A 20,543-nucleotide genomic window follows, 5' to 3' on the forward strand; every position below is an offset into this window, starting at 1 on the left:
ACGCTATTGTTTAAAAAATCTTGAATAGTTAATATTTGCCCTAATCTATAAAAACAATAAATTAGAAAAAATCTCTTTATTTTCTCGCAAACAACACATTCTTAGAACCAATACTATTCAATACTGAATTAACCAAAAACTTCCAACATAAAGCTTTTTCTGTCATGCATATCCTAACTACTCAAACATCTCTTTAATCTCGTATTTTTTAGCTTTTTTATCTTTAAGCCATAGAGCCACTTCCAAAGCCCCCTTAGCGAAGATAGAGCGATTTGTAGCTGTATGAGTGAGTTCTATATATTCGCCTTGTAAATAAAAGCCTATCGTATGTTTGCCAGCTACATCACCCCCCCTTAGCGCAACCACGCCAATACTTTCTTTAGAGCGTAAATCTTCTCTATGAGTTATTAGAGCCTTTTTTTCATCATAGCCTCTAGCCTTAGCGCAAGTTTGATACAAGCTTAGTGCCGTGCCGCTTGGTGCGTCTTTTTTAAGATTATGATGCGTTTCTACTATTTCAATATCTGCATCTTTTAATTTTAAAGACGCTAAAAAAGCTAATTGATTTAATATTGCAATACCTAAAGACATGTTATGAGCGTGTAAAATAGGAGTTTTTAAAGAAAGGTTTTGCATTTTTTCTAGCGTTTTTTCTTCTAATCCGGTTGTGCCAGAAACTAGAATCTTTGGATATTCTAAAAGAGTATCTAATAAGCTACTAGTCCCTTTTGGCAAAGAAAAATCAATCACGCATTCACACGCTTTTACAAACACCTTTAAATCATTGGTTACTAAGGGGGCGTGTGAAAAATTACTAAAATCTACTTCGCATTTATTTCTTACAAACACACTTGCTAAAACAAGCCCCTTATAGCCATGTTTTAATTCTTCTAAAAGCAATTTTCCTATACGCCCATTAGCTCCATAAACACCGATTTTCATGTCATTCCTTAAATTTTTGTTTTATTGTATCACGCTTTAAAGCACTAATTTAAAATATTAGTATAATACAAACATGAATACTTATAAAAATAGCTTGAATCATTTTTTAAATTTAGTGGATTGTTTAGAAAAAATCCCAAGTGTGGGTAAAAAATCTGCTTTTAAAATGGCGTATCATTTAGGTTTAGAGAACCCCTATTTGGCACTAAAACTCACTCACGCTTTAGAAAACGCCCTAGAAAATCTTAAAACTTGTTCATCTTGTAATGCCTTGAGTGAGAGTGAGATTTGTGAGATTTGTTCTGATGAGAATAGGCTTAACTCTCAGCTTTGCATGGTTTTACACCCAAGAGATGTGTTTATTTTAGAAGATTTAAAGGACTTTTTAGGACGCTACTATGTGCTAAATTCCATAGAAGATTTGAATTTTAACGCCCTAGAAAAACGCCTAGTTGAAGAAAATATTAAAGAAATCATCTTTGCTTTTCCCCCCACTCTAGCTAATGATTCTTTAATGCTCTATATAGAGGACAAATTGCAAAATTTTCATCTCACTTTTACTAAAATCGCTCAAGGCGTGCCTACTGGAGTGAATTTTGAAAACATTGATTTAGTCTCACTTTCAAGAGCGTTTAATGCAAGGATAAAAGCATGAATTTAAATTTTATGCCCCTTTTGCATGCTTATAATCATGCGAGTATTGATTTTGTTTTCAATTCTAGTGCGAGAGATTTTTGTGTGCATGAAGTGCCTTTATATGAGTTTAGCAACACAGGCGAACATGCCATTATTCAAGTAAGAAAAAGTGGCTTAAGCACTTTGGAAATGCTTCAAATTTTTTCTGAAATTTTAGGCATAAAAGTTAGAGAAATGGGTTATGCAGGCTTGAAAGATAAAAACGCACTAACCACACAATTTATCTCACTCCCTAAAAAATACGCCCCCCTGCTAGAGAATAATGCGAGTAACTTACAAGCAAGAAACATTAAAATCCTATCTCTAACTTATCATCATAATAAAATCAAATTAGGGCATTTGAAAGGGAATAAATTTTTTATGCGTTTTAAAAAAATGACCCCCTTAAACGCTCAAAAAACCGAGCTTGTCTTAGAAAAAATCGCCGAGTTTGGCATGCCTAATTATTTTGGCTCGCAACGCTTTGGGAAGTTTAATGACAACCACAAAGAAGGTTTAAAAATCTTGCAAAATGAAAGGCATTTCAAAAATAAGAAATTAAACGCTTTTTTAATCTCAAGCTATCAAAGTTATTTGTTTAACTCACATTTAAGCAAACGATTAGAGTTAAGTAAAATGATTAGTGATTTTAGTTTGAAAGAGAGTTTAGAGTTTTTTAAACAAAAGCATTTAAATATCCATTCAAACGCTCTAAAAGCCCTTAAACAACAAGCCCACCCCTTTAAAATCTTAGAAGGCGATGTGATGTGCCATTACCCTTATGGGAAATTTTTTGATGTTTTAGACTTAGAAAAAGAAAGCGAGAGATTTTTTAGTCAAAAAGTTGTGCCTACCGGTTTATTAGATGGCAAAAAAGCTCTTTATGCAAAAAATTTGAGCCTAGAAATTGAAAAAGAATTTCAACACGAAGTTTTAAATAATCATGCTAAAACGCTAGGTTCTAGGCGGTTTTTTTGGGTGTTTGTAGAAAATTTGACTTCTAAATATGTGAAAGAAAAAGCACAATTTGAGCTAGAATTTTACTTGCCTAAGGGGAGTTATGCAAGCACGTTGCTTAAAGAAATCAAACACGAAAAGGAGGAATAATCGCAATGAATTTTGAAAAGATTATCGCACAAAATAGGCTTAAAACGAATGCGGTTTTAGCAACATATTGTGCGATTTTTGCTTTTATAGGTTTGTTAGTAGATGTCATTAGAATTAATGCCAATGATTTAGGCATAGCTCTTTTTAAACTCATCACTTTTCAAATTTTTCCTACCATTACCATTACTATGTTTCTTATAGCTTCTGTCATTATTTTCATTTGTATTCAAAATTTTAGCTCTATCATGCTAAGTGGTGATGAATATAAGCTCATTGACCCTAACAAGGTTTTAAGCTCTAAAGAAAATCAAATTTATGGCGTTTTTTCAGAGCTTTTAGAAGAAGCTAAGCTTAATTTTGAGCCCAAGCTTTATATCATTAACGCCCCTTATATGAATGCCTTTGCAAGTGGGTGGGATGAATCTAACTCTCTTATTGCTCTTACAAGTGCCTTAATAGAGAGATTAGATAGAGATGAATTAAAAGCAGTGATAGCCCATGAACTTAGCCACATCAGGCATAATGATATTCGCTTAACTATGTGTGTGGGGGTTTTAAGCAATATCATGCTCTTAGTGGCTAATTTTAGCGTGTATTTTTTTATGGGTAATCGCAGGAATAATGGAGCGAATTTAGCTAGAAATATTTTGTTAGTTTTACAAATCATCTTGCCTTTTTTAACGCTCATTTTACAAATGTATCTAAGCCGCACACGAGAATACATGGCTGATAGTGGAGCAGCATTTTTAATGCATGATAGTAAGCCTATGATTAGAGCCTTACAAAAAATTTCTAATGATTATAGCAAGAACGATTATAAAGAAATAGACACCAACAGCACTCGCTACTCGGCTTATATTTTTAATTCTGAAATGTTTAGCACACACCCTAGCATTAAAAATCGTATTCAATCACTCACAAGGCGTGCAGAATAATGGAGAATTTTTTCAATCAATTTTTTGACAACATCGGCGAAGACAAGAACAGAGAAGGTTTAAAGGATACGCCTAAAAGAGTTGCTGAGTTATGGAATTTCTTATATAAAGGCTATAAAGAAGACCCAAAAATTGCTCTAAAAAGCGCTTATTTTCAAGGCGTTTGTGATGAAATGGTTATCGCTCAACACATTGAGTTTTACTCCACTTGCGAACATCATTTATTGCCCTTTTTTGGGCATATTAGCGTAGGATACATTCCTAATGAAAAGATTGTGGGCATTAGTGCGATAGCTAAGCTTATTGAAATTTATAGCAAACGCTTACAAATCCAAGAAAGACTTACTACTCAAATTGCAGAAACCTTTAATGAAATCATTGAACCAAAGGGCGTAATAGTGGTCTGTGAAGCCAAGCATTTATGCATGAGCATGCAAGGGGTGCAAAAGCAAAATGCGATAATAAAAACGAGTGCCTTAAAAGGCTTGTTTAAAAAAGACCCTAAAACTAGAGCTGAATTTATGCAACTCTTAAAATCTTAGGCTATAATTTTACACATGAATAATCCTAAATTATCCTTTTACTACAATGAATGTGAAAATTTTGAGAGCTTTTTAAAGAGTCATAATTTAGAGCTTAAGAGCTTTCACCCTTATCTTGAAAAAGCCTTTTTTGAAATGGTGCTTAATGGGGGCAAAAGGTTTCGCCCCAAGCTTTTTTTAGCGGTGCTTTGTGCCTTAGTCAATCAACAAGATTATCTTACAAAACAAACAGAATATTTTAAAATCGCTTTAAGTATTGAATGTTTGCATACCTATTCACTCATTCATGATGACTTGCCTTGCATGGATAATGCTACTTTAAGGAGAAACCACCCTACCTTACACGCCAAATACGATGAGACTACAGCTGTATTAATAGGCGATGCCTTAAATACTTACGCTTTTGAGTTACTCTCAAGCTCTCTATTAGAAAGTCCTATCATTGTAGAATTAGTTCAAATCTTAAGCACTAATGGCGGGATTAAGGGAATGGTTTTAGGGCAAGCCATAGATTGCTATTTTGAAAACACGCCTTTGAACTTGGAGCAACTCACTTTTTTACACGAGCATAAAACCGCTAAACTCATTAGTGCGAGTCTCATTATGGGGCTTGTTGCAAGTGGTATTAAAGATACAGAGCTTTTAAAATGGCTTAGTGCTTTTGGGTTAAAAGTGGGTCTGTGTTTTCAAGTGCTAGATGATATTATAGATGTTACACAAAATGAAGAAGAAAGCGGTAAAACCACCCATTTAGATAGCGTTAAAAACAGCTTTGTGAATTTATTAGGATTAGATAAAGCAAACAATTATGCTAACACTTTAAAAACAGAGATTTTAAACGATTTAAATTCATTAGAGCCTACCTATGCTTTATTACAAGAAAATTTAAACGCATTGTTGAATGCTTTATTTAAAGGCAAGAAATGAAAAAAATTTTACTCACTAATGATGATGGCTACCATGCACAAGGTATTAAAGCTTTAGAAAAAGCCTTAGAACAAATGGCAGAAATTTATGTTGTTGCCCCAAAACATGAAAAAAGTGCATGCTCACAAAGTATCACTATTACTGAGCCTTTAAGAGCGGAGAAAGTCAAAGATAGGCACTATAGAATTGATGATGGCACACCAAGTGATTGCGTGTATTTAGCTATCAATGAGCTGTTTAAAGATGTTGTATTTGATTTAGTGATTTCAGGTATCAATCTAGGCTCTAACATGGGCGAAGATACGATTTATTCTGGCACGGTCGCTGGAGCGATTGAAGGCACTATCCAAGGTATTCCCTCCATTGCGATTTCTCAAATTATCTCTAATAAAGATAAAAGCATTCCTTTAAATTTTGATTTAGCTAAACAAACCATACAAGATTTAGTCCAAAGCATTTTTACGCAAGGCTATCCTTTAAAAGGGCGTAAACTCTTAAATGTCAATATCCCAACTTGCTTGCCTAAAGATTGTCAAGGCACACTAGTTACTCCAAAAGGCTATAGAATATATCAAAAAGAAGTGCATAAACGCACAGACCCTAAAGGCAAAAATTATTTTTGGTTAGGGTTACACCCCCTAGTTTTTAAAGAGCGAGAACAAGAGAGCAAACTCTCTGATTTTCAAGCTATCCAAGACAATTACATCTCTGTTACCCCTCTACTTTTAGACCTAACAAGCTATGAGGACTTAAATGTTTTACAAACATGGATAGGACAAAGTAAGTGAATAGAAAACACTTTTTTTTAGGGCTTATTATAGGGTTTATTTTTTTCTTTAGTGCGTGTCAACACCGATTGCATATGGGGTATTATTCAGAAGTTACGGGGGATTATCTTTTCAATTATAATTCTACGATTGTTGTGGCTTACAATAGAAATGATATGATGACTTCTTATTATATCAATACGATTATTTATGAGTTGCAAAAATTGGGCTTTTATAATGTTTTCACGCAAGAAGAGTTCCCACTAGATAGGGCTAAAAATGTTATTTATGCACGAGTAGTGCGTAATATCGCCTCTATACCTATCTATCATTATAACTATCAGTTAATTGAAAGGGACAATAAGCCTTGTTATTGGCTTGGGGGGCAGTTTTATTGCTCTTCTACCCCCACAGATTATTACGCTATTAATGGCTTTAGTGAACAGATTTTTATGAGTGCTAATTCGCATTTTATTTTGGACTGGTATGATATGGTGCTACAAAAACGAGTTCTGTATGTAGATGGAAGCGTGAGCGGAAAGACTTGTGGCTATCAAATGCTTTATAGAGATTTGATTAAAAGTACGATTAAACGCATTGATTTTAACCGCCCTGAGCGTTACTACTACCGCTTAAGACTACCTTTTTACCAACCTTGCTATCAACAATGAGATTTGAATGATTATTAGAAGATTGTATAAATTCTGTGCTAGTCATGTGGTGCGTAACTGCTCATCTTTAAAATGCGCTCAAAATATTCATGGGCATAATTATGAAGTAGAAGTCTTTATTGAAACTAATCGCTTAGATAATGCGTGTATGGCATTAGATTTTGGGCTTATGCAACAAGAAATGCAAATTTTCATAGACTCCTTTGACCATGCCCATCATTTTTGGGATAAAGAAAGTGCAGAATTTCAGCATTTTATAGAAACTCATTGTGTGCGTTATGTGAAATGCTCGTTTAATTTGAGTGCGGAAAGTTATGCTCTGATGTTTTTATACTACCTAAGCTTGATTTTACAAAAAAGCGCTTTTTCTAATAACGAAGGGGAGTTAAAAGTCTCTAGCGTGCGTGTGCATGAGACTAAAAATGGCTATGCTCAAGCGTTTTTAAAAGATTTAGAAAACCCTAATTTTCAGCCCCTACTCCATAAAAATTGCGTGTCTTTTTCACAAGGCATTCAAAATTTATGGCAAGACAAGGACTTTTTTAACAAAATCATTAGCGATGAAGAAAAATGCTTTTTTCACGCTAAACCCTTGCATCAAATCCCTTAGAATATGAAACTTCCGGTAGTTGAAAGCTTTTTTTCTCTCCAAGGCGAGGGCAAAAGGATAGGCAGACCAAGCCTTTTTTTACGCTTAGGGGGGTGCAATCTCTCTTGTAAGGGCTTTGATTGTAAAACCCCATTAAATGATGAAATTCTAGTGGGTTGTGATAGTTTGTATGCTGTGCATTCTAAGTTTAAAGATTCTTGGGATTATTATAGTAACCCTAAATCTTTAATTGAACGCCTAGAAACCCTAACTCCAAATGATAAAAACTTTGATTTTGTTCTTACAGGCGGAGAGCCAAGTTTACATTTCAATAACCCTATTTTATTGAGTGTTTTAGAGCATTTTCATCATCATTCTATCCCCTTATATGTGGAGAGTAATGGCTCTATCTTTTTTGAGTTTAGCCCTATTTTAAAAGAATTGCATTTTACTCTAAGCGTGAAACTCTCTCTTTCTTTAGAGAAAGAAAACAAACGCATTAATCTTAAAGCCCTACAGAATATCTTAGATAACGCCAAAAGCGTGAATTTTAAGTTTGTCTTAGATAGCATTAATGCTACTCAATTGATTATGGAAATTCAAAACCTTTTAAAACAACTCAGCTTAAACAACAATGAAATCTTTTTAATGCCCTTAGGCACAACAAGTCTTGAACTAGACAAAAATCTAAAAGCCCTAGCCCCCCTAGCCCTAGAAAATGGCTATAACCTTAGCGATAGGCTTCATATCCGCTTGTGGGATAACAAAAAAGGGTTTTGAAACCCTCTTAACTAATCCAACTAATTAAAACCCCTACAAATCCCCCCTATTTTTCGCTATAATCTCTCAATAATTCCATAACCCAAACCTAAAGAAAGAACCCTATGCTATTCAACACTCCCCTATTTATCTTTGCTTTCTTGCCGATTGTCTTTAGTATTTATTTCATCTTACAAGCTTATGTTAAAAATCTTAATCTCCCTAAAGCATGGCTTGTTCTATCAAGTTTGTTCTTTTATGGTTTTTGGAGTGTTAAATACTTACCTTTACTTTGTAGCTCTATTATCTTTAATTATTTTATTGCCTTAAAAATAGCTCAAGCCCCCTTAAGAACACAAAGAAAAATGTTACTGATTATAGGTTTAAGCGCTAATATTTTACTCTTAGGCTTTTTTAAATACACGGATTTTTTCTTACACAATCTTAATAGAGTGTTTAATAGTCATATTGAATTATTACACTTAGTCCTACCTTTAGCGATTAGCTTTTTTACCTTGCAACAAATCGCTTATTTACTAGATACTTACAAACAATGTAATGTAGCCAGCAACGAGAGAGAGAGAGAGAGAGAGAGAGTAAAAACACTCCCACTTTATTAAACCCCTCTAACAAAACATCTCATTCTTTAACCCCTCATAAAACTTTCTTTTTTTCGCATTTCTTAGATTACGCTTTATTTGTAAGCTTTTTCCCTCAACTCATAGCTGGGCCCATTGTGCATCATAGTGAAATGATGCCTCAATTTAAGAATAATCAATTTTTAAATTACAAAAATATAGCCATAGGCTTGTTTATTTTTTCTATAGGTTTGTTTAAAAAGGTTGTGATTGCAGATAATATCGCTCATTTTGCAGATTTTGGATTTGATAAGGCTACTAGCTTAAGTTTTATCCAATCTTGGATGACTTCTTTGTCTTATAGCTTTCAATTGTATTTTGATTTTAGTGGGTATTGTGATATGGCAATAGGCATTGCCCTACTTTTTAACATTAAGCTCCCTGTCAATTTTAATAGCCCTTATAAAGCTTTAAATATCCAAGATTTTTGGAGAAGATGGCATATCACTTTGAGTAGGTTTTTAAAAGAATATCTTTATATCCCTTTAGGGGGTAATAGAGTGAAAGAAGCCTTAATTTATAGAAATTTAATTGTAGTGTTTTTGATTGGAGGGTTTTGGCATGGGGCTGGATGGACTTTTATTATTTGGGGGTTATTACATGGGTTTGCATTAAGTGTGCATAGAATGTATTCTAATGTGGCTAAAAGATTTCATTTTACTATACCAAAAATTTTAGCATGGTTTATCACCTTTAATTTTATCAATATTGCTTGGGTGTTTTTTAGGGCTAGTGGGATAAAGGATAGCTTGAAGGTATTAAAAGGTATGTTAGGCTTGAATGGTATTATCTTACCTCATTTCTTAGAAGAGAAATTAGGCTCTTTAGGTGCTTATTTTAAATTTGCAACCTTTCAAAGTGTGATTCCCACTATCCATGTTTTTGCCAACCCTAATCAAAGCACACTTTTTGCATATTTTTTATTTCTCTTGTTTTGTGTGTTATTTTTTTTAATACTATTGCCAAAAAATAGCACTCTACTCTACTGTGATAACACCTTTTCTTTTAAAAAAGCAACCTTAACTTCTATTTTTCTTTTAATAGGATTTTTTTGTGTCATCAATAGCGCTCAAACAAAATTTCTATACTTTAATTTCTAGGTTATAATCATGGAAAAATCGTATAAAAAGTATATTGTATTTATATTTTTATTTATGCTTAGTGCTGTTGTGGGTGTAGGCATTTTTAACTACATTATTGACCCATTTGAGTATTTTAGAAAAGCCAAATATCCCATTGATTACACTTCCCAAGATGATTATTTATTGTTCAATGGCTTGATTAAACACTATGATTTTGAAAATGTTATTGCTGGTTCAAGCGTGAGTATGAATTTCAGTCTCAAGGATACAGAAAAGACTCTAAACATGCCTAAAGTGATTAAGCTTGGTATGGTTTCTAGCGTTCCTATAGAAACCATACCAACCCTATCCTTTGCCTTGCAACACAAGCCAATTAAAAATATTTTAATGGATTTAACCTTACTTTTAAATGGAGAAAAATACCGATTACCATATTTTATGTTACAAAAATATTATCCTCCAATCAATTCACTTTTATACTTATTTAATATTTCTGTGTTTAAAAAATCACTTTATTATACCTTTAGATTTATTCCAAGCATTGCAAAGATTTTAAAACCAACCCCCTTTGATTTAATGTTTAATATCTACAATAATAGTGAGATAGAGACTTATGATAGCTCGCATCTCTATCATTCTTATAAAACTTTAACAGATAAGGTTGAAAAATTTTTAAAAGACAAAACATTAAAAGATCCTCATTTTACCAATAGTAAAGAATTTGATGAAAAATGGACATTTCAATTAGTAAGTTTCGTCAAAGAACACCCTAATATTCATTTTATTTTTTGGATTAATCCGTCTAATATTTTGTATTATAAAGCCTTCCCACAATCTAGCATAAAAGATATTTTAGAATTTGATATGTTTGTTACTAGGAAAATAGTAGCCTATCCCAATGTAGAAATCCATGATTTACGCACTATGCCCCTTGCATCAAGCATTCATCAATACATGGATACAGGACATTTTGATTTAAAAGGTGCCCATGAAGTTTTAGAAGCTATTAAGAGCAAAAAATATTTATTGAATAAAAACAATATTGATTTATTCAATCAAAAACTTATCAAAATGATAGAAGATTATCAAATCCCTAAGGAGTTTGAAACATTTAAAAAAGATAAATAACAAAAAATAGTGTTAAAAAAATAAACACTAATAACATTATCTTTTTAGTCTATTTTCCTATTTTTATTAACTTATTGCCAATATTATTTATGATAGAATTTATCTATTGATAGCATGTAATGATAGATAAAACTTTGCTACAAGGATAATTATGGTTATAAATAACGAAAAAAAGACCTATCAAAAGATTGAAGAACGCCTTAGTATCATCGGTTCGTTTAACGCTCATAACGAGCATAAAAACTTACAAGATGAATTTAAAGGTGCTGGTATTTCTAGGCGTGATTTACTCAAGTGGGCTGGCACTATGAGTGCTACTTTAGCCTTACCAGCTAGTTTTGCTCCCTTGACCTTAAAAGCTGTAGAAGTGGCTAATAGGTTGCCTGTGATTTGGCTACACATGGCAGAATGCACCGGCTGTAGTGAGAGTTTATTAAGAAGTGCTGACCCTACCATTGACAGTATTATCTTTGATTATATCAGTTTGGAATACCACGAGACTATTATGGTAGCAAGTGGCTTTCAAGCTGAAAAAAGTTTGCATGAAGCCATAGAAAAACACAAAAATAATTATATTTTGATGGTAGAAGGCGGTATCCCACAAGGCACAGAATACTTTCTCACTCAAGGCTCAAACGCTAGCACAGGGGCTGAAGAATGTAGAAAGGCAGCTAAATATGCCGCCGCCATTTTTGCCATAGGCACATGCTCAAGTTTTGGGGGCGTGCAAGCTGCCTATCCTAACCCTTCTAACGCACAGCCTTTACACAAAATTATTGACAAACCTGTTATTAATGTGCCGGGTTGCCCGCCTAGTGAAAAAAATATCGTGGGTAATGTGCTTTATTACTTAATGTTTGGGACTCTCCCTAAGCTTGATGCATATAATCGCCCCGCTTGGGCTTATGGAAATAGAATCCATGATTTATGCGAAAGAAGAGGGCATTTTGATGCGGGCGAGTTTGTAGAGCATTTTGGTGATGAAAACGCACAAAAGGGCTTTTGCTTATACAAAGTAGGTTGTAAAGGGCCTTATACTTTCAATAATTGCTCCAAACTGCGCTTTAACTCGCACACTTCTTGGCCTATAGGTGCAGGACATGGCTGTATAGGGTGTTCTGAGCCAAATTTTTGGGATACGATGACTCCCTTTGAAGAGCCTTTAGCTAATCGCTCTATAAAAACCGCCTTTAATGGCTCTGGGGCTGATAAGGTTGCTGATAAAGTTGGCACAACCCTACTTAGTGCAACCGCTATTGGCATTGCTGCGCATGCACTTCTTTCTAAAGCCATCAAAAATAAAGAGCAATAAAGGATTAGTATGTCAAAAAGAATCGTAGTAGACCCTATCACTAGGATTGAAGGGCATTTAAGAATTGAAGTTGTAGTAGATGACAACAATGTGATTACTGATGCGTTTTCTTCTTCTACACTTTTTAGGGGACTAGAAACTATTATTAAGGGTAGAGACCCACGAGATGCAGGCTTTATTGCTCAAAGGATTTGTGGGGTATGCACTTATTCGCACTATAAGGCCGGTATTAGTGCAGTAGAAAACGCTTTAGGCATTACAGCCCCTTTAAACGCACAATTAGTGCGTTCTTTAATGAATATGGCACTTCTTTTACATGACCATGTAGTGCATTTCTACACTTTGCATGGACTTGATTGGTGCGATATTTTGAGTGCTTTGAAAGCTGACCCTACGAAAGCTTCAAAACTTTCTTTTAAATACACCCCTTATCCTATCAATACCGGCGAAGGCGAATTAAAGGCGGTTCAAAAACGCTTGAGTGATTTTGCAAAAAGCGGCTCTTTAGGGCCTTTTAATAATGGCTATTATGGGCATAAAACCTATCGTTTGAGTCCAGAGCAAAACTTGATTGTGTTAAGCCACTATCTCAAGCTTTTGGAAATCCAAAGAGAAGCGGCTAAAATGACCGCTATTTTTGGAGCTAAGCAGCCCCACCCACAAAGTCTAACGGTTGGGGGTGTAACAAGTGTTATGGATATACTAGACCCCACAAGATTAGCTGAATGGAAGAGTAAGTTTGAGATAGTAGCGCATTTTGTCAATCATGCCTATTATCCTGATTTAGTTATGGCAGGCGAGATGTTTGCTAATGAGCCATCTGTTTTAAAGGGCTGTGGCTTGAGAGATTTTATCGCTTATGAAGAAGTGCTACTGGGAAGAGATAAATACCTTTTGAGTAGTGGGATTGTGCGTGATGGCGATATTTCTAAATTGCACCCCATTGATGAAAATTTGATTAAAGAAGAAGTTACGCATTCTTGGTATCAATATGAAAACACTAAAGAAGTGCAGCTCCACCCCTATGATGGTCAAACTAATCCGCATTATACCGGCTTTAAAGACGGCGAGAGTATTGGCATTGAAAATAAATTAATCCCTACTAAAGTGCTTGACACTAAGGATAAATATTCTTGGATAAAATCGCCTAGATATGATAGTAAACCTATGGAAGTGGGTCCTTTGAGTGCAGTAGTGGTAGGTTTAGCGGCTAAAAATCCTTATATTAGTGAAGTGGCAACCAAATTTTTAAAAGATACCAAATTACCTTTGGAGGCGTTGTTTTCTACACTTGGCAGAACAGCGGCAAGATGTATTGAAGCTAAAACGATTGCTGATAATGGCCTTTTAGCCTTTAAGGCTTTAGTAGAAAATCTAAAGAGTGATAAAAGCACTTGTGCTCCTTACAAAATTGATAAAAATAAAGAGTATAAAGGGCGTTATATCGGTCAAGTGCCACGGGGCATGCTGAGTCATTGGGTGCGTATTAAAAATGGTGTAGTAGAAAATTATCAAGCCGTTGTGCCTTCTACTTGGAATGCAGGACCTAGGGATTCTAAAGGGCAAAGGGGAGCTTATGAAATGAGCTTGATTGGCACTAAAATTGATGATTTGACCCAGCCTTTAGAAATCATTAGAACTATCCATTCTTTTGACCCATGCATTGCATGCTCGGTGCATGTGATGGATTTTAAGGGGCAGTCTTTAAATGAATTTAAAGTAGAGCCTAATTTTGCTAAATTCTAAAAAGGAATACGCATGGATAAGGTCGTTTTACATAAAGAGTTTTCGGGTTTTGTGCGGTTTTTTCACTGGGTTAGGGCAATAAGTATTTTTATGTTGATTGCTACGGGGTTTTATATTGCTTACCCCTTTTTACAGCCTAAATCTAGTTTTTATAAAGAGATGTATTTTTTACAAGCCTATATCCGTTCTTTTCATGTTATGTTTGGATTTTTACTCATTAGTGCGTTGTTTTTTAGAATCTATCTTTTCTTCAGCAAAGAAAGCTCCATAGAACGCAAAAGTTTTAGCCAGGTTTTGAGCTTAAAAGCTTGGATAAATCAAATGAAGGCGTATTTTCTTATTAGTGATAGACCTATTACTAAGGGGGCTTATAACCCTATTCAATTTGTGGCTTATTTCACATTAATAGCCTTAATGGTATTGATGAGTTTAAGCGGAGTGGTGCTGTATTATAATGTCTATCACGCTGGGCTTGGAGCGTTTTTAGAAAGTGCGTTCAAGTGGTTTGAAGTGCTTTGTGGGGGGTTAGCTAATGTGCGTTTTATCCACCACTTAGCGACTTGGGGATTTATCCTGTTTGTTCCGGTGCATATTTATATGATATTTTTCCATTCTATTAGATATAAAAGTGCTGGAGCAGATGCAATGATTAATGGCTACACTTATACCAAAGAATGAGCAAAATCTTAATTCTAGGCATTGGCAATATCCTTTTTGGTGATGAAGGTATTGGGGTGCATTTAGCCCACTATCTCAAAAGAAATTTTTCTTTTTCGCCTTCTTTGGATATTGTAGATGGGGGGACTATGGCTCAACAACTCATTCCTTTAATTACTTCGTATGAAAAGGTCTTGATTTTAGATTGCGTGAGTGCAAAAGGCGTTGAGATAGGCTCAGTCTATGCCTTTGATTTTAATAATGCCCCTAGAGAAATCACATGGGCTGGGAGTGCACATGAAGTAGAAATGCTACACACTCTAAGACTTACAGAGTTTTTAGGGGATTTGCCTAAGACTTTTATTGTGGGGCTTGTGCCTTTTGTAATAGGAAGTGAAACCACTTTCAAGCTTTCAAAAGAAATTTTAAACGCTCTAGAGATAGCCTTAAACGCCATAGAAACACAATTAAAAACATGGGGAGTAGAAATGCAACGCATTGATAATATTGCCCTAGATTGTATTGCTGAGCTTTCTTACAAGGGCTTTTGAATGGGTTTTGTTTTTCTTTTTAAATGTGTTGATGAAGCAACGAGCTTAATTTTCACACCCCTTTTAGAGCAAATGGCATGGAGTTTGCAAGCGAGTTTTTATAGCACTTACAAGGATAAAATAACTTCTTTTTATCTTCAAGCAAGTGCTGAGACCACCTTAGAATTTGCTCAAAAACTGAGTGAAGTCTTACCCTTTTCTTTAGATTTTAGCTTTTTGTCTTTAAATGAAGTTACAGAAACCTTAGATGAAAAACTTTTTCACAATACTAGCCTTTCAAAGCCCTTGTTTATGAACGCTAAAGAGCATAAGGATTTTTTAGATAAGAACTCATCTTTTTATGCTTCTACTCTAGGCTTAGTTAAAAACATCACTTTTAATCAAAACACCATTCATAATCCTAAAGAGCTTGTAGAAAGTTTGACGCAATTAAAAAAAGAGCTTAAGACAAAAGATTTTGTATCCATTCATACTTCTAGGGGGCAATTATGCCTTTCTTTAAAAAAGCCATCTCAAAAGGTAATTTTTAATTCTCTTTCTAGTGTTTTAACCTACACCAAATTACTTTTAGAAGACGCTAAAATTTTAGCAAGCTTAGAAAAACCTTGTATCAAAGCCCCCTTAAAGAGCGTGTTTAAAGATACTTTTAGAAATAATGAAGTGGTTATAGAGCTACCCTATGACCCTATATTAAGTTTATTGTGTCAAATCTTACAAGATGAGAATATAGAATTTGTCTTTGTGCATGAACACCATTCTAAAGAAGTGCTTTTAGATTATCAAACGCTTTTTAACACCCCTAATCGCTTAATTACTCCCACTAAAAACTTTGTGCTAGAAAATAACATTACAACCCTTCATTTTAAAGATGAGTTAGAATTTTTAAGCACGACTTCACATTCTATTGTCCTATATCTTAGTTTCAAGCACCCTACAAGGTTATTATTGCACGCTAATGATTCTTTAAAAACACTTTTAAATGTTAGTTTTGATTTAAATGAAATTTTTAATCTTCTAAAACAAGATGAAAAAGCGTCTAGAATGCTACAAAACTACGCTACCAAATTCCCTAATCTTTATGAGCGTTTATCAGAGCTTTCTAATCATCAGCTAAAGGGTGTGAATTTATTAGAATTTTTTCAAATCTTAGGGTTTGTTTTAGGCTATAGTGATAGTTTAAATTCTTATAGTATTGTGTCCTTGGCTAAAGAATTTTTACGCCCTAAAGGTCCTAGAATTGATTATAAAATCATTAAAGACAATTCTTTTAAAATGGCTTTAAACTTTTCAAAAATTATTCATAGTGCGATGAGTTTTAGACTAGCTGGCGTGGATAATGAAACCTTGAGTTTTGGTATTTTAGATTCTTTAGCAGAGTTTTTAGGAAACTTTATTTGGGATAATGCACAGAATTTTAGTATAGAAGAAGTAACTATTGCGGGAGATTTCTTTGGCGAAAAAGTGTTTTTGGATTTATTTATGCAATACTTCCCCAAGACCCTTACGCTCAAAGAGCATAAGTTCCTAGATTTTACTTAAAAGCGAATACGCATCATCACTCCGCCATCCACACGCCCTAAAAAATGGCTTCTTGTGGTTTTAGGCATTTCAATATAAGACCCAAAAGACAAGGCTTTATTAAACTTAACGATAGGTATACTCACCCTTTCTAGACCACGATTTTTGGTGAGTTTGTAAAGTTTTTTGTTGCTTTTAAGATTAGAACCTATTTCTAAGCTTACTGCAAACACACTACTACACACTACAAACGATATAAGGAACAAAATTTTTATCAATCGTTTCATCTCAATTTCCAATATATTTTTAATACAACTATTTCTTTGATTTTATCTAAATAATCCGTATTATCATCATTTATATTTGAAACATTTAACACTTTATAAAAATATTCTTTCTTTTAATTAAAATCATTAAGAATTAAAATGTATAAAATACAATATTTTATTATGAATATTAAATATTTATTTTAGTTATCAAACCAACAAAAACTATCTTGTCAATAATTATTTAAAAATTTTTGCAAAAAATAGTTTATTTTTTTGGTATTTTCTTAAACAATTAACAAATAAAGGTTTTTATTTCTTAAAAACTCTCATTTTGTCCTAGATTAAAAGTTTGATTATCATAAAATGCCAAAAATTAGCATAATATTATGCTAATATAGTCAAAACTTGGTTGATGTAAAACCTTGTTAGTTAAACTCTATGTAAAAAGGAATGAAAATGAAAAGACTAGACAGAAAACACCATATTAAAAGATTAGAAAGAAAAACATCAATTCTTATTTGTATTGGCTTGCTCTATAAATGGAAATCTTTTAATTTTAGCAAAGGGTAAAAATGAAAAAAAATGTTGTATCTGTCAAAAATATAGCAACGCTTATTATTTTTCTCTCTCAAGCTGAGGCCTTTGATTTAGGCAAAATTGCCAAAGTTAAAGCCGGTGCAGAATCTTTCTCTAAAATTGGTTTCAATAACAAGCCTATCAACACTAACAAAGGTCTTTATCCTACAGAAACTTTTATGACTGTTATGGCTTACATGCAATTAGACTTTAGCGAAATGTTACCTAAAAGCGCTACGGCTAACGGACATCATTTAGAGGGGAGCTTAGGTGGTTGGGGAGGAGCCATTATCTATGATAGCACTAAAAATTTTATCAATGAGGTAAATGGCAAGCCTTATGGAGCTATGGGGTGGAACTATGTAGGTATGTGGGGAGGACTTGTAGGGCAAAAGCCATGGGCTGGGTGTGGGTTAGCTACAGGAAATCTAAGACAAACCCAATACGACACCATGACACAAGCTCAAATGACTCAATTATCTGATGAAGAAGCTCTCAATGCCTCCACTTGTGCACAAACTTTTGCTAATCACACAAGAAACTATGTAATTTATAACGCCTACTTGCACTATAAATATAAAGATATTTTTGAATTTAGAGGCGGAAGATATGAATCCCCAGCAGATTATATGAGTGGCTATACGCAAGGATTAGATATGACCTTAAATTTAGGGCGTTTTAAATTTTGGTGGTTTAGCTCCTTTGGGCGTGGTTTTGCCTATAATGAGTGGCTTTATAATTTTTATTCGCCTAAAACTTATACCCTTAAAAATGGTAAAGTCATCAATCCCGGTGTTCATGCTTTCTATGCTACATGGAGTTATAAGGGTTTTATGATTCAACCCTTTTTCTACTTTTCACCCTCCAATGAATACAGCCCAAACTTTACTATTACCTATGATAGTAACCCACACTTTCATGGCTTAGGGTTTCGCTCACAAACTGATATTACTCTGCTAAACCCTATTTACCCTAAACGATATTGGGATACTTACCAATTTGGTATGTTAGCAGGAACACATGGCAATAGCTTGATGATTAAGCAAAAATTTTATTGGAACGAATACAATTTTGGTGCGGGCATTTATAAGACTTGGGGGAATGCCAACTGGATGATAGGCTACCATGGTAACCGCTTAGGCTTTGACTTTTGGACTAATAGCGTCTATGCCAACACTATTAACTCCTTATCCTACATGATGGATGCGAACGCCTTTACCGTGTTTGCCTTTGGTGGTGGCGTGCATAGAAGACTTGTTTGGGGCTTATTAGGGCGCTTAACCTATGGACCAAGGGCTAATGAGCAAAGTCTAGCCCTAAACTTAGGCTATAAGTTTTCTAAAAACTTTTCAGCAGACATTAAGTTTGAATACTACAATGTGCTGATGCATCAAGGGTATAAAATGGGTTGGAATGGACCAAAGCTAGATAGTCAGCCAGCAACTGACCAAGATAGAAGTCATATTTTTACCGAATTAGTGTGGAAACTTTAAAAAGATTAGGCTCTTATGCGGATAACTATCGCATATCTGCCTATTTTCTGAAAAGTTCTATCTTTTTTAATAAATAAATAGCTTAGTTTTAATAAGGCTTTTCTTTATCATAAGACAAGCCAACAAATTTTTTTAAAAAAACAAACCAAACTCATAAGCAAATCAAAAACTTTAGATTAAAATTAAGAAAACCCCACATCTTTTAACTAAAAATTAAAAAAAATTTAGGATAAACAAAAAGCACTTTTATAAATGCCTTTTGTTTGAGAAGAATAAATTAAGCCCTAGCTTTTAGTGCCTCTAAAGCATGCTTTTTACCAATTTCAAAGGCTTTTTTGTTCGTTTCAGCAACTTTTGCGGGAACTTTTTTAAGCATGGTATCTAGCACGATATTTTCTTCCACGCATTTAGTAAGCTCCACGGTAATAGCTAATGCCACTACAGATTGCGTGATAATATTACCCACTTCATCTTTAGCGATACTAATAATGGGGATTTTATAGATTTGATACTTTTCTTCATCTTCTTTAGTGGGCGTTACCAAATTAGGGTCAATGACTACAATACCACCTTCTTTAATGTCGCTTTTAAATTGATTATAACTCACTTGTGCGACTGAAAGCATAAAATCAATTTCACCCTCTTTAGCATAAGGAAAAATGATTTCATCTTTATCTAATAAAATATCCACCTTAGTGGGCCCCCCACGCACTTGGGAAGTATAAGTAGAAGTCTTAGTGCCATAGCCCCCACTCACAATCTTAGCCTCTGCTAGAATTTCTCCAGCTAACAACACGCCTTGCCCTCCAACTCCGGTAAATCGTAATTGTGCTTCCATTATTTCTTTCCTTGTGCTTTTTCAATGATTTCTTGATACGCCTCGCAATATTCTTTTCTATTAGAGTCATGTTTTAAGATACCTGTAGGGAATTTACCCTCTCTTTCTTCAGGACTCATTTCTTCAAATTTGCGTTTGCTAACTAATCGGCTTTCAATCCATTTTAACATATCAGCTGCCTCGCCCATTTTATTCTTACGCCCTAAATTAATATGGCAATTACTATGAATATCAAAGAAACTAAAGCCTTTATGTGAAAACCCCTCTTTTAAAGTTTTTTCTAGTCTCTGAGGGTCTAACACACTCTCTCTAGCTACAAAACTAGCTCCAGCAGCTGTAGTTAAAGCACATGGGTCAAATTGGTTATCAATATTCCCCCATTGAGCCGTAACCGTCCACATGCCATTTGGAGTGGTGGGCGAAGTTTGAGAGTTAGTCAAACCATAAATAAAATTATCTACCAAAATAAAGTTCAAATCAATATTTCTTCTGCATGCATGCATGGTGTGATTACCCCCAATAGCAAAGCCATCGCCATCGCCAGAAACTACAATCACATGCTTGTCTGGGTTTGCTAACTTAATTCCTGTCGCATAGGCTACTGCTCTACCATGTGTAGTATGAACAGTGTTACAATTCACATACGAACTCATACGCCCACTACAGCCAATCCCACTCACTAAGCACACATCATCCATTTTCCAGCCTAGTGCATCAATAGTGCGGATAATGGATTTTAAAATCACGCCATCGCCACAGCCCCAGCACCATAAAGTGGGCATTTTATCCACACGCAAGTATTCATCATAATTAAACGCCAT

The 20,543-nt window shown here is 34.5% G+C and carries 20 protein-coding genes and 1 pseudogene; 17 read left to right on the forward strand and 4 right to left on the reverse strand.

Annotated features, from left to right (window positions below; all coding sequences use genetic code 11):
- Window positions 1–177: 177 nt before the first annotated feature.
- Window positions 178–942, reverse strand: a complete 765-nt coding sequence (gene dapB / locus C6H25_RS00735; protein ID WP_104747582.1) for a 4-hydroxy-tetrahydrodipicolinate reductase — start codon at window positions 940–942, stop codon at window positions 178–180.
- A gap of 73 nt (window positions 943–1,015) precedes the next feature.
- On the opposite strand from dapB, the gene recR reads away from it, so the two are divergent.
- The 16 genes and pseudogenes from recR to C6H25_RS00815 all read left to right on the forward strand — a co-directional run bounded on the left by recR (window position 1,016) and on the right by C6H25_RS00815 (window position 16,567).
- Window positions 1,016–1,597 carry a recombination mediator RecR gene (gene recR / locus C6H25_RS00740; protein ID WP_104747583.1) on the forward strand — a complete coding sequence of 194 codons (582 nt, stop codon included), beginning with the start codon at window positions 1,016–1,018 and terminating at the stop codon, window positions 1,595–1,597.
- On the forward strand, window positions 1,594–2,724 hold the full coding sequence (gene truD, locus C6H25_RS00745) for a tRNA pseudouridine(13) synthase TruD (RefSeq protein ID WP_104747584.1): 1,131 nt from the start codon (window positions 1,594–1,596) through the stop codon (window positions 2,722–2,724). The genes recR and truD overlap by 4 nt, the downstream gene beginning before the upstream one ends.
- A gap of 5 nt (window positions 2,725–2,729) precedes the next feature.
- Window positions 2,730–3,659 (forward strand): zinc metalloprotease HtpX, encoded by a 930-nt coding sequence (gene htpX, locus C6H25_RS00750; protein ID WP_104747585.1) that lies wholly within the window; start codon window positions 2,730–2,732, stop codon window positions 3,657–3,659.
- Entirely contained in the window at window positions 3,659–4,201 is a 543-nt protein-coding gene (folE, locus tag C6H25_RS00755; protein ID WP_104747586.1) for a GTP cyclohydrolase I FolE, read from the forward strand. The genes htpX and folE overlap by 1 nt, the downstream gene beginning before the upstream one ends.
- 15 nt (window positions 4,202–4,216) lie before the next feature.
- Window positions 4,217–5,128: a polyprenyl synthetase family protein gene (locus C6H25_RS00760; protein WP_104747587.1), complete on the forward strand. Its 912-nt coding sequence runs from the start codon at window positions 4,217–4,219 to the stop codon at window positions 5,126–5,128.
- Window positions 5,125–5,916 carry a 5'/3'-nucleotidase SurE gene (surE, locus tag C6H25_RS00765; protein ID WP_104747588.1) on the forward strand — a complete coding sequence of 264 codons (792 nt, stop codon included), beginning with the start codon at window positions 5,125–5,127 and terminating at the stop codon, window positions 5,914–5,916. Before C6H25_RS00760 ends, surE begins: the two co-directional genes overlap by 4 nt.
- Complete coding sequence (locus C6H25_RS00770; RefSeq protein WP_104747589.1) at window positions 5,913–6,566, forward strand: hypothetical protein; 654 nt, start codon at window positions 5,913–5,915, stop codon at window positions 6,564–6,566. The genes surE and C6H25_RS00770 overlap by 4 nt, the downstream gene beginning before the upstream one ends.
- Window positions 6,567–6,573: 7 nt before the next feature.
- The gene (locus C6H25_RS00775) at window positions 6,574–7,176 is read left to right on the forward strand and encodes a 6-pyruvoyl trahydropterin synthase family protein (RefSeq protein WP_104747590.1); all 603 of its coding nucleotides are present in this window, start codon (window positions 6,574–6,576) and stop codon (window positions 7,174–7,176) included.
- Window positions 7,177–7,179: 3 nt separating this feature from the next.
- The gene (locus C6H25_RS00780) at window positions 7,180–7,935 is read left to right on the forward strand and encodes a 7-carboxy-7-deazaguanine synthase QueE (protein ID WP_104747591.1); all 756 of its coding nucleotides are present in this window, start codon (window positions 7,180–7,182) and stop codon (window positions 7,933–7,935) included.
- 104 nt (window positions 7,936–8,039) lie between these two features.
- Window positions 8,040–9,652: pseudogene (locus tag C6H25_RS00785) on the forward strand (MBOAT family O-acyltransferase).
- A 9-nt stretch (window positions 9,653–9,661) separates the two neighbouring features.
- Entirely contained in the window at window positions 9,662–10,762 is a 1,101-nt protein-coding gene (locus C6H25_RS00790; protein WP_104747592.1) for a hypothetical protein, read from the forward strand.
- 151 nt (window positions 10,763–10,913) lie between these two features.
- Entirely contained in the window at window positions 10,914–12,074 is a 1,161-nt protein-coding gene (locus C6H25_RS00795) for a hydrogenase 1 small subunit (RefSeq protein ID WP_104747593.1), read from the forward strand.
- Between the two features lie 9 nt (window positions 12,075–12,083).
- Window positions 12,084–13,820 carry a nickel-dependent hydrogenase large subunit gene (locus C6H25_RS00800; protein WP_104747594.1) on the forward strand — a complete coding sequence of 579 codons (1,737 nt, stop codon included), beginning with the start codon at window positions 12,084–12,086 and terminating at the stop codon, window positions 13,818–13,820.
- 12 nt (window positions 13,821–13,832) lie between these two features.
- Window positions 13,833–14,498, forward strand: a complete 666-nt coding sequence (gene cybH, locus C6H25_RS00805) for a Ni/Fe-hydrogenase, b-type cytochrome subunit (RefSeq protein WP_104747595.1) — start codon at window positions 13,833–13,835, stop codon at window positions 14,496–14,498.
- Window positions 14,495–15,028 (forward strand): HyaD/HybD family hydrogenase maturation endopeptidase, encoded by a 534-nt coding sequence (locus tag C6H25_RS00810; protein WP_104747596.1) that lies wholly within the window; start codon window positions 14,495–14,497, stop codon window positions 15,026–15,028. Before cybH ends, C6H25_RS00810 begins: the two co-directional genes overlap by 4 nt.
- A complete protein-coding gene (locus tag C6H25_RS00815) occupies window positions 15,029–16,567 on the forward strand; it encodes a protein hydE (RefSeq protein ID WP_104747597.1) in 1,539 nt (512 codons plus the stop codon).
- Here the strand turns inward: C6H25_RS00815 and C6H25_RS00820 are convergent.
- Window positions 16,564–16,833 (reverse strand): hypothetical protein, encoded by a 270-nt coding sequence (locus C6H25_RS00820; RefSeq protein ID WP_104747598.1) that lies wholly within the window; start codon window positions 16,831–16,833, stop codon window positions 16,564–16,566. The two genes, C6H25_RS00815 and C6H25_RS00820, sit on opposite strands and share 4 nt — an antisense overlap.
- 554 nt (window positions 16,834–17,387) lie before the next feature.
- Between C6H25_RS00820 and C6H25_RS00825 the strand changes: the two genes are divergently transcribed.
- Window positions 17,388–18,884, forward strand: a complete 1,497-nt coding sequence (locus tag C6H25_RS00825; protein ID WP_104747599.1) for an outer membrane family protein — start codon at window positions 17,388–17,390, stop codon at window positions 18,882–18,884.
- A 277-nt stretch (window positions 18,885–19,161) separates the two neighbouring features.
- Here the strand turns inward: C6H25_RS00825 and C6H25_RS00830 are convergent, their stop codons facing one another.
- On the reverse strand, window positions 19,162–19,722 hold the full coding sequence (locus C6H25_RS00830; RefSeq protein ID WP_104747600.1) for a 2-oxoacid:acceptor oxidoreductase family protein: 561 nt from the start codon (window positions 19,720–19,722) through the stop codon (window positions 19,162–19,164).
- Window positions 19,722–20,543 (reverse strand): 2-oxoglutarate ferredoxin oxidoreductase subunit beta, encoded by an 822-nt coding sequence (locus C6H25_RS00835; RefSeq protein ID WP_104747601.1) that lies wholly within the window; start codon window positions 20,541–20,543, stop codon window positions 19,722–19,724. The genes C6H25_RS00830 and C6H25_RS00835 overlap by 1 nt, the downstream gene beginning before the upstream one ends.

Source organism: Helicobacter cetorum, from assembly GCF_900198405.1.
Lineage (GTDB): Bacteria > Campylobacterota > Campylobacteria > Campylobacterales > Helicobacteraceae > Helicobacter > Helicobacter cetorum_C.